The sequence below is a fragment of the Bacillus sp. G402 genome (genome assembly GCF_051172515.1).
In the GTDB taxonomy this organism is placed as follows: Bacteria; Bacillota; Bacilli; order Bacillales; family Bacillaceae; genus Bacillus; species Bacillus altitudinis.
Genome location: NZ_JBPIZC010000007.1, coordinates 13,695 through 26,665, shown reverse-complemented (window position 1 = coordinate 26,665; position 12,971 = coordinate 13,695). Strand labels below are relative to the sequence as shown.

Here is a 12,971-nt window from a genome sequence, read left to right as displayed (position 1 = left end):
GTGGTGAATGTTGCATAAAGTGGACGCTTTTGTTCCATTCACCCAACACATCATCAAACGAAAGAGAGGCAGCAGTGAATGAAAGCAACTGGAATTGTACGCCGCATCGATGATCTAGGTAGAGTGGTTATACCGAAGGAGATTCGCAGAACATTGCGCATCCGGGAAGGAGATCCGCTTGAGATTTTCGTCGACCGCGATGGAGAAGTGATTTTGAAGAAGTATTCACCGATTAGTGAGCTAGGAGACTTTGCGAAGGAATATGCTGATGCATTATTCGACAGTTTGGGTCATTCTATCCTCATCTGTGATCGTGATACGTATATTGCTGTATCCGGTAGTTCAAAAAAAGAGTATTTAAACAAATCCATTAGTGATTTACTTGAACGAACAATGGATCAGCGTAATTCTGTATTAGAGGACAGCAAGAAAGAAATTCAGCTTGTGGATGGTATTGATGATGATGTATCAGCTTATACCATTGCACCTATTGTTGCAAACGGAGATCCAATTGGCGCCGTCGTCTTATTTTCTAAAGAGCGTTCAATGGGAGAAGTGGAGCATAAAGCGGCGGAAACGGCAGCTGGCTTCTTAGCCCGTCAAATGGAACATTAGGTCTAATAATTCTTCATTTTGATAAAACGAAAGAATGCCGATGAAATCATCTGATTTTGTCGGCGTTTTTTATATGGAATGAAACAAAATAATGAATGTATCGTCTACTCCTTAGAAAGAAACGGCTCGCCAGTCACTTATGATATAATGAGTGCGTTTAAATGCAGGTATATTTTTTGATTGAACATAAAGGAGTCATCCATGAAAAATGCTGTGAATCAGCCGCATTGGCTTTTCCAAGGTGCGGTGATTTTAACCATCGCAGGCTTGTTATCAAAGGTACTGAGTGCCGTATATCGTGTCCCTTTTCAAAATATCGTAGGAGACACAGGTTTTTATATTTATCAGCAGGTCTATCCCTTTCTTGGCATTGCGATCATGCTCGGCACCACTGGTTTTCCTGTGATGGTGTCCAAGCTCCTGAGCGAGCATGGTGAGGAGAATCGCCGAATCATTACAAAGGTATCCTTGGTGTATATCACTTTGCTGAGCTTGGTCTTATTTCTTTGTTTATATATAGGAGCAGGCACAATTGCGAATCTCATGGCAGACAGTCAATTAATGCTTCTCATCCAGATGAGTTCGTTTGTGTTTCTATTTCTGCCGCTTACCGTGATGCTGAGGGGTGTTTTTCAGAGTGATGGGCTGATGCTCCCCACCGCAGTCTCTCAATTGGCTGAGCAACTCATCAGAGTAGGCGTCCTGCTTGTTTTATCTTTCTATTTTGTGAGACATGGCTATTCGCTTTATGAAACAGGAGCGGGTGCGGTGTTCTCTTCTATAGCTGGAAGTGCGGCTTCACTCCTTTTGCTTCTTTTCCTTTGGCTGACCTATCGGAAGCGGTTGTCAGCGAGCAAGACATTAAAACAGGCTACACTGCGGAAAAAAGATGTGTTGAAGAGTTTGGTGCTGTATACATTGACGATTTGTGTGAGTGGATTGCTGATCCTATGGATGCAAATGATCGATGCTTTTCACTTGTATGCGCTGCTGCGCAGTGAGGGACTGAGTGAAGCAGCTGCAAAGGCGGCAAAAGGCGTATATGACCGAGGTCAGCCGTTCCTGCAGCTCGGGACGGTGTTTGCAATTAGTATTGGGACGTCTCTTGTTCCGTTTTTGTCGTCGGCCTTAAGAAAAGGGCAGCATAAAGCAATTCGTGAAAAAGTACGTACATCGTTTAAGGCAACATCGGTGCTGGGGATTGGTTCAGCTGTCGGGCTTATATGTATTTTATCGTCTGTGAACATTATGCTTTTTCGTAATGACTTAGGGACAGATGCGCTGCAAATATTTTGCATATCCATTGCCTTTACATCAATGGCGATTACGCAAACCGCTTTACTTCAGGGGCTGGGACATACCGTGTACCCGGCTGTTGTGGTCCTGATCAGTGTACTGGTGAAATGGGGTCTGACGCTGGCTCTTGTCCCGTTATTCGGCATTTATGGAGCCGCATGGTCGACTGTTTGTGGGTTTCTCGCCGCCGCTACGCTCAATGCGGTGTATTTGAAGAATAAAGGGTGGATTTCAATAAGAGAGCTATTCCCAGTGAAAATTCTTTTATCAGCAGCATTCATGGCTGTCGTTTTAATTGGATATCAGGCATTGTTTTCTTGGGTCATTCCCTTTGAGAAACGTCCGTTTTCTATTTTAGAGAGCCTGACTTCAGTTTTTATTGGTGGTTTCGCCTTTTTATATAGTATTCTTAAGCTAGACGTATTTACGGAAGAGGAATGGAGACTCATTCCATTAGGAGAAAAGATTTTATATTTTAAACAGATGAGAGGGAATCGAAATGGCAGGTAAGATTACAGTCGTTGGTCTTGGGGCAGGCGACATGGATCAGCTGACGCTCGGTGTATATAAGCAGCTGAAGCAGGCGAAAGAAGTATACATGAGAACGCAGGATCATCCACTCACCGCAGAATTGATGCAGGAGGTCCCGTCTCTGACCTTTTTTGATGAGATATATGAAAAGCATGATCAGTTTGATGCAGTGTATGAGGAAATCACAGACATTCTCTTCCAAGAGGCTGAGGAGAAAGATATTGTGTATGCAGTACCAGGTCACCCGTTTGTGGCGGAAAAGACAGTGCAGCTTCTTGTTTCACAACAGAAGAAGCGCGGGGTTGAGGTGTACGTGGCTGGTGGACAAAGCTTTTTGGATGCGACGTTTAATTCCTTACAGATTGACCCAATCGAAGGGCTTCAATTCGTTGACGCAGGGGATATGAGAGCGGATGATCTGAAGTTGACCCAGCATGTGCTGATCTGTCAGGTATATGATCAGATGACAGCCTCGAATGTGAAGCTGACCCTCATGGAAAAGCTACCTGACGATTATGAAGTCTTTATCGTAACGGCAGCTGGAAGCAGTCAGGAGCAGATTACAGGTGTTCCTTTATTTGAACTTGATCGAGATGTGTCGATAAATAACTTAACGAGTGTTTATGTACCTCCCATTCAAGATGAAAAGCTGCTCTATCAGCAATTTGACACTTTCCGCGAAGTCATTCGTACATTAAGAGGTCCTGGCGGCTGTCCTTGGGATCAAAAACAAACGAATGAGTCGCTCAAACCAAATTTAATTGAAGAATGTTATGAACTGCTGGAAGCCATAGATGAAGACGATCCAGATCATATGGTTGAAGAACTCGGAGATGTACTACTTCAAGTTTTACTCCATGCCCAAATTGGTGAAGATGATGGTTATTTCTCAATGGATGACGTCATTCAGCATGTGACAGAAAAAATGATTCGACGACATCCGCATGTGTTCGGTGATACGGATGTGTCTGAAGCATCAGATGTCGTCGCCAACTGGGAAAAAATCAAGCAGCAGGAAAAACCGGAGCGTGCAGCATCTATTTTGCAATCCATTCCAACGACTCTTCCAGCTTTAACAAAAGCCTATAAGCTCCAAAAGAAAGCAGCAAAAGTGGGCTTCGACTGGACAGAAGTAGAGGATATTTGGAACAAATACGAAGAAGAAAAGCAGGAATTCCTTGTGGAAGTGGCAGATAAGACGGATGAAGGTGCAACAAAGCAAATGAAGGATGAATTTGGGGATCTTTTGTTTGTTCTCGTCAATATTGGAAGATTTTATCATCTAGAGCCTGAAACCGCCCTCTCTTCTGCAAACACAAAATTCATGCGGCGCTTTCAGCATATTGAACAAAAAGCAAAGGACATAGGGCGTTCACTAGAGGACTTGACCTTAGAAGAAATGGACGATCTGTGGAACGATGCCAAACGTATAGAAAGAGGTGAACATACATGAGACTAGATAAATTCTTAAAAGTGTCTCGTTTAATCAAAAGAAGAACATTGGCAAAAGAAGTAGCTGATCAAGGGAGAATTTCCATTAATGGCACGCAGGCGAAAGCCAGCTCTGACGTGAAAGAAGGGGACGAGCTTCAAATTCGCTTTGGTCAAAAGCTTGTGACTGTTCAAGTCAACGAGTTAAAAGACACAACGAAAAAAGAAGAAGCTGCTGGCATGTATACCGTGCTAAAAGAAGAAAAAACAGCAGAATAGGGCTTGTTCTAAATGTCCCGCCTGTCACATACAATGCAGTAACAATGCAAGTATGAGATATGGGGGATGTATAAATGAATCAATATTATAATCAACCTCAAGGCACGAAGTTGTCATCAGAAGCCGAGCATCATGTCACAATGCGCAACAGAAAGCATTTAGATATTACTGGGGTCAAACAAGTCGAGAGCTTTGATAATGAAGAATTTCTGCTTGAGACTGTCATGGGAGTCCTCGCCATTCGCGGAGAAAATTTGCAAATGAAAAACTTAGATGTAGAAAAGGGCGTTGTGTCCATTAAAGGGCGTGTCTTTGACTTAATCTATGTAGATGAGCAGCACGGGGAGAAAGCTAAAGGATTTTTTAGCAAGCTGTTTAAATGACACTGACGGTCCAGTTTTATACGATGCTTTCGATGGCGGCGATGGGCATCTGGCTGGGCGCATCGCTGGATACGTACAAGCTGTTTGTGAACCGGGAAAAAACAGCAAAATGGCTGCTGGTCATTCACGACCTCCTTTTTTGGGTGGTGCAGGGTCTGTTGTTCTTTTATGTCCTGCTGCTGACCAATGAGGGAGAATTCAGGCTTTATATTTTTCTAGCTGTTGCTCTAGGTTTCTCGATGTACCAGGCATTGATGAAACAGCTGTATATGAACATCCTCAAGTTTGTGATGAGGTGTATTTATCAGACTGTTCTCTTCCTGAAAAGGCTGATCATGTCGATGGTTTTCCAGCCCATTCGCTGGATCGTCGGTTTGATCATAAGTGCTCTTCTGTTCTTGTTCCACTCGCTCTTACGCCTTGTTCGTTTTGCGTTTCGACTCGTGTGGAAGGTGCTGTATATTGTTTGTTATCCGCTTATTTGGTTACTCAATGTGACCATTATTCATCGAATTCCCGAAAAATGGCGAACATCAATGAGGTTGTTTTTCTCAAAAGGAGCAGGAATTTTACAAGGGATCAAGAAATTATCTCGTACCATGAAAACGAAATGGAAACAATTCTGGACAAAGTAAGAGAGGAGGCCTTCATCCTTGAACGAGAGAAAAAGAAATATCGCACAAATTCAAAATGATTATCAAAAACAAATGGAACAGCAAGCGCAGCGCCTAAAACGCAAACGCCGGGGACTCCTTAGAAGGCTTACCGTGTTTGGAGTCATTGTGCTCATGTTTGCTGTTTTGGTAACAAGTGCCCTCTGGTCGCAATCGTCTGCATTGAAAGAAAAAGAAGAGAAGAAGGTTGCGCTTGAAAAAGAATTGAAGCAATTACAAACAAAGCAGGAAGATATTTCTGATGAAATCAAAAAGCTGAAAAGCAAAGAATACGTACTCGAACTGGCACGACGGGACTATTATATGTCTAAAAAAGGCGAAAAAATCTTTGATGTGGGCAATAAGAGCGATTAGCCTTGTTGACACTTAAAATTCAGTTTATGTATAATTGAACAAATGAGATTTTTTTATAAGTCTAAGGAGGAGCACTTTTTTTATGTCGATTGAAGTTGGCAGCAAGTTACAAGGGAAAGTTACGGGCATTACAAATTTTGGAGCTTTTGTGGAGTTGCCAGGCGGTTCAACTGGTCTCGTTCATATCAGTGAGGTAGCCGATAACTATGTAAAAGATATTAATGAGCATTTAAAAGTCGGTGAACAAGTTGAAGTGAAAGTGATTAACGTTGAAAAAGACGGTAAAATCGGCTTGTCCATTAAAAAAGCAAAAGATCGTCCTCAACAACAACAATCAAGACCGAGCAGAAATGATTTCCGTCCGAAGGAATCGTTTGAGCAAAAAATGAACAAATTCTTAAAAGATAGCGAAGATCGCTTAACATCTTTAAAACGTAACACGGAATCAAAACGTGGGGGGCGCGGAGCAAGAAGAGGTTAACTTGTTGCTGCTTTCTATATATTTTTCACAACAAAGCATCTGCTGTTTAGCGGGTGCTTTTTTTAAATACAAATTCAACGTTTTTTGTGCATTTGCCATTTAATTTAAAACTTTCTATTGACGGACAAGCGAATCCTTTGTATTATAGTTCTTGTGCTTCTTAGCGCATTTTACATTATGGCGGTGTAGCTCAGCTGGCTAGAGCGTACGGTTCATACCCGTGAGGTCGGGGGTTCGATCCCCTCCGCCGCTATCCTTTTAAAAAGAACAATAAGCAAGGCCCGTTGGTCAAGCGGTTAAGACACCGCCCTTTCACGGCGGTAACACGGGTTCGAATCCCGTACGGGTCATCTTCAAAACAGCTTTCTATAGGAAAGCTGTTTTTTTGTGCTTTCGTAAAATTCTGATGAAAGACATCGACTTTCAAGAAAGTATGCCTCTTTGGCAAATAAAGCGTCGAACGTTTTATGGAAACGACAACTTCTTTTGACAAAATTTCTTTTTCACCTTCGCTATAATGACAAGCAACGAATATCAGGTGGGGGATGAAAAGATGGAAAAACTAGAAAGAAGAACTGATTTAACGGGAGCCGGGTTTGAAAGAATCAGTGCAGGGTTAAAAAAGATGAAAAACCTGTTTCTTCATCATACGCATTCTCTTTTTTTCTATAAAGGGTTTATTTATGTTGTTCTGGGCTTTTTATTGGGACGAGCCTTTATCTTATCTGAAATTATGCCGTTTGCATTGCCTTTCTTTGGGTCCATGCTGCTCATTAAAAGGGATAAAGCGATGCTTGCTTGTCTTGCTTTACTCGCTGGGGCGATGACGATATCACCTCAAAATGCATTATTCGTGTTTGCGTCATTGATCGTGTTCCTTCTCATGTCAAAGGTCGTTTCATTCATCATCAAAGACCCGGTGAAAACATTACCGGTTGTAATTGTGCTCTCAATGCTGATGACCAGGGGAGCTTTTGTATACCTCGAGCAGGGTGCGGTTCAAAGCTATGACTATGTGATGGCAGGGGTTGAAGCTGGACTTGCCTTCATTTTGACACTGATTTTTCTTCAAAGTTTGCCGATTTTTACAGTCAGGAAAATCAAACACTCCTTAAAGGTTGAAGAAATTATTTGCTTTATGATATTAATCGCTTCAGTTTTAACAGGTCTGGCTGGGATCACATTTCAAGGAATGCAGGCAGAGCATATTTTGTCACGATATGTAGTGCTGAGCTTTGCCTTTATTGGAGGAGCGAGTATTGGTTGTACAGTGGGTGTTGTAACTGGATTAATTCTTGGTCTCGCCAACATCGGCAACCTTTATCAGATGAGTCTGCTTGCCTTTTCGGGCTTATTAGGCGGATTACTAAAAGAGGGGAAAAAAGCAGGAGCCGCCATCGGCTTGATTGTGGGTTCTTTACTAATCTCCCTCTACGGTGAAGGGTCAGCAGGGCTAATGACAACGCTATATGAATCACTCATCGCAGTTGCACTGTTTTTGCTCACGCCACAGTCAGTAACGTCCAAGGTGGCAAAATATATTCCTGGTACGGTAGAGCATGTACAGGAACAGCAGCAATATGCCAGAAAAGTACGAGACGTGACAGCAAAAAAGGTAGATCAATTCTCTAATGTATTTCATGCGCTGTCTGAGAGTTTTGCGACATTTTACGAATCCATTCCTGAGGAGAAGAAGCAGGAAGAGGATGTAGATCTTTTTTTAAGTACGATCACAGAACGTTCCTGTCAAACGTGCTATAAGAAAAATAAATGCTGGGTGCAGAACTTTGATACAACCTATGAACTCATGAAACAAGTTATGCATGAATCTGATGAAAAAACGTACGAGCATAACCGGAAGTTGAAAAAGAAATTCAGTCAGCACTGCTCAAAATCAAAGCATGTAGAAGAATTGATTGAAGAGGAGATAGCTTACTATAAAGCAAATCAGACCTTAAAGAAAAAGGTCCAAGACAGCAGGCGCCTTGTGGCCGAACAACTGATGGGTGTTTCGCAAGTCATGGAGGATTTTTCCCGGGAAATAAAACGAGAAAGAGAGCAGCATTTTATTCAGGAAGAGCAGATGATAGAAGCACTTCAGAACTTTGGAATTGAAATTCAGCAAGTTGAAATTTATAGCTTAGAACAGGGAAATGTTGATATAGAGATGAGAATTCCCTATTGCCAAGGTCATGGGGAATGCGAAAAAATCATCGCTCCAATGCTCTCGGATATTTTAGAAGAACAAGTTTTAGTCAAAGCAGAGCAGTGTGCGGAGCATCCAACAGGTTATTGTCATGTTGTATTCGGTTCTGCAAAATCGTATCGAGTGTCTACAGGTGTAGCACATGCAGCGAAAGGCGGAGGATTAGTATCTGGAGACAGCTACAGCATGATGGAGCTGGGTGCAGGTAAATATGCCGCAGCTATTAGTGATGGGATGGGAAATGGAGCAAGAGCCCATTTTGAAAGCAATGAAACGATCAAGCTGTTAGAAAAAATTTTGGCGTCTGGTATTGATGAAAAAGTAGCGATTAAAACGATTAATAGCATTTTATCTCTACGGACAACAGATGAAGTCTATTCCACATTAGACTTATCCATCATTGATTTACAGGATGCGAGCTGTAAGTTCCTCAAGATTGGCTCCACCCCAAGTTTTATTAAACGTGGTGATCAAGTGATGAAGGTACAGGCCAGCAACTTGCCTATTGGCATTATTGATGAATTTGAAGTAGAAGTGGTGAGTGAACAGATGAAGGCAGGAGATCTCCTTATCATGATGAGCGACGGTATCTTTGAAGGACCAAAGCATATCGAAAATCATGATTTATGGGTCAAACGAAAAATGAAGAGCTTTAAAACAGAAGATCCGCAAGAGATTGCTGATTTATTAATGGAGGAGGTCATTCGCACAAGAGCAGGTCAAATCGATGACGATATGACGGTTGTCGTCATTAGGCTCGACCACAATACACCAAAATGGGCATCCATTCCGACCGGTACATTCTATCTCCAGAAACAAGAGATTTCTTGAAATATCGTATAATATGAATTTCTTCTGGCGATGATGGGGATATAAGCATTCAGTTACAATCCCAGGAGGAATGAAGATGCGAAAAGGTCACGTAAACCAAATCTTACTGATTACAGATGGCTGCTCAAATCATGGGGAAGACCCACTTGCGATTGCCGCATTGGCAAAGGAGCAAGGGATCACAGTCAATGTCATTGGCATTATGGAAGAGAACAGACACGATCATGAAGCGATGAAAGAAGTAGAGGGGATTGCTCTAGCAGGCGGAGGCATTCATCAGGTTGTCTACGTTCAGCAATTGTCCCAAACCGTACAAATGGTGACAAAAAAGGCGATGACGCAAACGTTACAAGGTGTTGTGAATAAAGAATTGCAGCAAATTCTTGGCAAAGATACTGAAATTGAAGAACTTCCCCCAGATAAGCGTGGAGAAGTGATGGAGGTTGTGGACGAGCTCGGTGAGACGGTTCATCTTCAAGTGCTTGTGCTTGTGGATACGAGTGCAAGTATGAAACCGAAGCTGCCAACGGTCAAAGAAGCACTCATCGATCTCTCTATTAGTCTAAATTCGAGAATTGGTGAAAATCAGTTTGGGATGTGTGTATTTCCCGGGAAAAACTCAGATGCAGAAATTGTGTTGAACTGGACGCCTCGGTTCGATTCGTTATCATCGATTTTCCCGAAGCTGACAACAGGAGGAATTACACCGACTGGACCAGCAATTCGAGAAGCACTCCAGCATTTCAAATCAGTTCGTTCACGAAAAGGGCTGCTTGAAGCGAAGGAAGAACATGATGAATTCGGCTTCTAACATCCCATTAGGTACAATGATAAAAGGAAAGTGGCATCAACAACATTACCGCATTGTAAAAGAGCTGGGAAAAGGGGCGAACGGTGTGGTTTATCTGGCCGAATCGTCAAAGGGGCAAGTGGCCCTTAAAGTGAGTGATGACAGTATGCTCATTGCATCTGAAGTCAATGTATTAAAATCCTTTTCAAAGGCTCCTGTGAAAACCATGGGGCCTTCTTTTTATGATATGGATGATGCTCTTTATCCTGGAATGTCAGAGAAACGGTCGTTTTATGTCATGGAGTATGTCAGAGGGCCATTGCTGCTTGAATTTGTGAAACAAAAAGGCGATGAATGGATCGTCGTTCTCATGATTCAACTGTTGTCTAACCTTGCTCACTTACATAAGGAAGGCTGGATATTCGGTGACTTGAAGCCTGATAATCTCATCGTTTCAGGCCCCCCAGCTACGATTCGATGTATTGATGTTGGAGGAACAACGAAGGCAGGAAGGGCGATTAAGGAATACACCGAGTTTTTTGACCGCGGCTACTGGGGCTTCGGTACAAGAAAAGCAGAACCTTCTTATGATCTATTTGCTTTAAGTATGGTCATGGTGAACTGTGCCTATAAAAAAGAATTTAAAAAAGGGGCAGAACCAGAAAAACAGCTTTATCGGGCGATTGAAGGACATCCTTTATTAAAGCGATATGAGAGGGTGTTAAAAGCGGCTCTCCAAGGCAAATATCAATCAGCGGCAGACATGAAAAGCGCGATGCTGAAAGAAGGACAATTGCTTGCTTCAAGAAAATCACGACAAAAGAAGCCATCACAGCAAACTAGGCAAAAGCCAGCTGTTTCCCAACATCAACAGGCCGTACCTTCACGATCAAGAGTTGCTGCTGCGAAAAGAACATCAGTACGCAAAAAATCAGGCGGGCTTTTTGAAACCATTCTCATCTTATGCAGTGTGCTCGCTCTTTACTGTGCTTATGTGGTTTTATTCCTATTATAGAGCTGTAAAAAAGCAGGCTTCTTCTTTGCTTGGAGCTAATGAAAGTGATAGGATATGTATATCTTTAAATTACCTGCTCTTTGTGAGGAGGAAGTTGTGAATAGAATTGAATCTTTTTTGAAAAAACATGATGTTTTCCTTGAAAATACGACAGTCATTGTCGGGGTATCTGGCGGACCAGATTCTATGCTCTTGCTGCATGAACTAAACAAACGTCGAAAAGGTTCCTTTCAGCTGATTGCAGCCCATGTAGATCACATGTTCAGAGGAGAAGAATCCTTTGCTGATTTGGCATTTGTTGAAGCGTACTGTAAAGAGCATGAGATCCTTTTTGAATCGGCTCGTATACAGGTCACCCAATATGCAAAAGAAAACCGCTTAAACAAACAGGCAGCTGCAAGAGAGTGCAGATATGCTTTCTTTCGTCAATTGATGGAACAGTACAACGCTCAATTTATAGCGCTTGCACATCATGGAGACGATCAAGTAGAAACAATGGTGATGAGGCTGACAAGGGGGACTGTTGGAATAGGACTCGCAGGTATGCAAGCAAAGCGCCCTTTTCAAGAAGGGTGGCTGATTCGTCCGCTGATTGGATATTCTAAGGATGATGTACTCACTGCTTGCGAAAAAGAACAAGTTCCTTATGTCATTGATCAAAGCAATCACACCGATGACTACTTGAGAAACCGGATCAGAAGACACGTTCTTCCCGTGTTAAAAGAAGAGGCACCTCATGTGCATGAAAGCTTTCAGTTTGTAAGTGACATGCTGACTGAGGATGAGCAGTACTTGCAGGCATTAACAAAGGATCAAATGCATCAAGTCATTACGAATCAAACGCCTAAGCAAATTGAGATCAAAACGAAGCCTTTGCTTGACCTGCCTTTGCCTTTACAAAGAAGAGGCATTCAACTAATATTAAACTATCTTTATGAAAACACTCAATCAGCGTTTTCAAACCAGCATATTCTAGGGACTTTGGACTGGTTATCTCATACTGATCAACCGTCTGGATCATTAGATTTGCCAAAAGGTTTACAAGCTGTCAAATCTTATGATCACTGTATGTTTACCTTTGAACGATCGCTTGTCATAGATCAGTCATATACTCATCATTTAAAAGGTGAGCTTGGCGAGGAACTTTTTCTCCCGAATGGACAGTCTATCTTGGTATCAAATCATGTTCCGAAGGATGCACGGAACGGAAACCATTTTTTCTTGCTTCAAAAAGATCATGTTCGTCTTCCTTTGATCATTCGCTCACGAAAAAACGGTGATCGAATCAAACTTAAAGGGATGAATGGATCAAAAAAGGTGAAAGATATATTTATTGATAAAAAAGTGCCTCTTGCAGAAAGAGACAGCTGGCCGATCGTCACTGACTCGGATCATCAAATCATCTGGATCCCAGGTCTGAAAAAATCCGTTTTTGAAGAAATTGATATGACAAACAGCGATCTCATTGTATTACAATATAGACAGCACGAAAATTTGTAGGGGGCAAGCAAAAGCATGAAACAAGATATTGAAAAGATTTTGATCTCAGAAGAAGAGATCCAGCTAAAAGTGAAGGAACTGGGTGCAACATTAACCAGCGATTATGATGGTAAATTTCCCCTGGCTATTGGTGTTTTGAAAGGGGCTCTTCCATTCATGGCAGACCTGATCAAACACATTGATACATATTTAGAGCTTGATTTTATGGATGTATCTAGCTACGGAAAGTCTACCGTATCTTCTGGAGAAGTGAAGATCATCAAAGATCTAGATACTTCTGTTGAAGGAAGAGATATTCTAATTATGGAAGATATCATCGACAGTGGGTTAACTTTGAGTTATCTGGTAGAGCTTTTCCGATACCGTAAAGCAAACTCCATTAAAATTGTGACATTGCTTGATAAACCAAGCGGCCGCAAAGCAGACATCAAAGCAGATTATGTTGGGTTTGAAGTACCAGATGCATTTGTTGTTGGCTATGGATTGGATTTTGCCGAACGTTACCGAAACCTCCCGTATATTGGAGTGTTAAAACCATCTGTTTACGAAGGCTAATGAGCACACGTTTACATGAGGTTATTGGTT

Annotated in this window: 12 protein-coding genes, 2 tRNA genes and 1 pseudogene; all 15 read left to right on the top strand. The window is 42.0% G+C overall.

From position 1 onward, the window contains the following. Positions 1 to 78: 78 nt before the first annotated feature. Positions 79 to 615, top strand: a complete 537-nt coding sequence (spoVT, locus tag ACSBQP_RS18905; RefSeq protein WP_007496196.1) for a stage V sporulation protein T — start codon at positions 79 to 81, stop codon at positions 613 to 615. Positions 616 to 816: 201 nt separating this feature from the next. Then, the gene (locus tag ACSBQP_RS18900) at positions 817 to 2,421 is read left to right on the top strand and encodes a putative polysaccharide biosynthesis protein (protein ID WP_435028700.1); all 1,605 of its coding nucleotides are present in this window, start codon (positions 817 to 819) and stop codon (positions 2,419 to 2,421) included. Beyond that, positions 2,411 to 3,895 (top strand): nucleoside triphosphate pyrophosphohydrolase, encoded by a 1,485-nt coding sequence (gene mazG / locus ACSBQP_RS18895; RefSeq protein ID WP_435028699.1) that lies wholly within the window; start codon positions 2,411 to 2,413, stop codon positions 3,893 to 3,895. Before ACSBQP_RS18900 ends, mazG begins: the two co-directional genes overlap by 11 nt. Continuing rightward, the gene (locus tag ACSBQP_RS18890) at positions 3,892 to 4,152 is read left to right on the top strand and encodes an RNA-binding S4 domain-containing protein (protein ID WP_008341839.1); all 261 of its coding nucleotides are present in this window, start codon (positions 3,892 to 3,894) and stop codon (positions 4,150 to 4,152) included. The genes mazG and ACSBQP_RS18890 overlap by 4 nt, the downstream gene beginning before the upstream one ends. Before the next feature lie 74 nt (positions 4,153 to 4,226). Continuing rightward, on the top strand, positions 4,227 to 4,535 hold the full coding sequence (gene yabP / locus ACSBQP_RS18885) for a sporulation protein YabP (RefSeq protein ID WP_007496190.1): 309 nt from the start codon (positions 4,227 to 4,229) through the stop codon (positions 4,533 to 4,535). Further along, positions 4,532 to 5,170, top strand: coding sequence for a spore cortex biosynthesis protein YabQ (gene yabQ / locus ACSBQP_RS18880; protein ID WP_007496188.1), 639 nt, complete (start codon positions 4,532 to 4,534; stop codon positions 5,168 to 5,170). The genes yabP and yabQ overlap by 4 nt, the downstream gene beginning before the upstream one ends. Before the next feature lie 18 nt (positions 5,171 to 5,188). Beyond that, positions 5,189 to 5,563, top strand: coding sequence for an FtsB family cell division protein (locus tag ACSBQP_RS18875; RefSeq protein WP_007496186.1), 375 nt, complete (start codon positions 5,189 to 5,191; stop codon positions 5,561 to 5,563). 82 nt (positions 5,564 to 5,645) lie between these two features. Then, positions 5,646 to 6,044, top strand: a complete 399-nt coding sequence (locus ACSBQP_RS18870) for a S1 domain-containing RNA-binding protein (RefSeq protein WP_003217901.1) — start codon at positions 5,646 to 5,648, stop codon at positions 6,042 to 6,044. 179 nt (positions 6,045 to 6,223) lie between these two features. Beyond that, positions 6,224 to 6,297: transfer RNA gene (locus ACSBQP_RS18865), tRNA-Met, on the top strand. Positions 6,298 to 6,322: 25 nt separating this feature from the next. Further along, positions 6,323 to 6,394 (top strand) — tRNA-Glu (locus tag ACSBQP_RS18860). A 203-nt stretch (positions 6,395 to 6,597) separates the two neighbouring features. After that, positions 6,598 to 9,081 carry a stage II sporulation protein E gene (gene spoIIE, locus ACSBQP_RS18855; protein WP_024719363.1) on the top strand — a complete coding sequence of 828 codons (2,484 nt, stop codon included), beginning with the start codon at positions 6,598 to 6,600 and terminating at the stop codon, positions 9,079 to 9,081. A gap of 76 nt (positions 9,082 to 9,157) precedes the next feature. Further along, positions 9,158 to 9,892 carry a vWA domain-containing protein gene (locus ACSBQP_RS18850; RefSeq protein ID WP_008341829.1) on the top strand — a complete coding sequence of 245 codons (735 nt, stop codon included), beginning with the start codon at positions 9,158 to 9,160 and terminating at the stop codon, positions 9,890 to 9,892. Further along, complete coding sequence (locus tag ACSBQP_RS18845) at positions 9,876 to 10,886, top strand: protein kinase domain-containing protein (RefSeq protein ID WP_224558972.1); 1,011 nt, start codon at positions 9,876 to 9,878, stop codon at positions 10,884 to 10,886. Before ACSBQP_RS18850 ends, ACSBQP_RS18845 begins: the two co-directional genes overlap by 17 nt. A gap of 96 nt (positions 10,887 to 10,982) precedes the next feature. After that, positions 10,983 to 12,405, top strand: a pseudogene (gene tilS, locus ACSBQP_RS18840) (tRNA lysidine(34) synthetase TilS). Further along, complete coding sequence (gene hpt / locus ACSBQP_RS18835) at positions 12,402 to 12,941, top strand: hypoxanthine phosphoribosyltransferase (protein ID WP_007496175.1); 540 nt, start codon at positions 12,402 to 12,404, stop codon at positions 12,939 to 12,941. Before tilS ends, hpt begins: the two are co-directional and overlap by 4 nt. Positions 12,942 to 12,971: the final 30 nt, after the last annotated feature.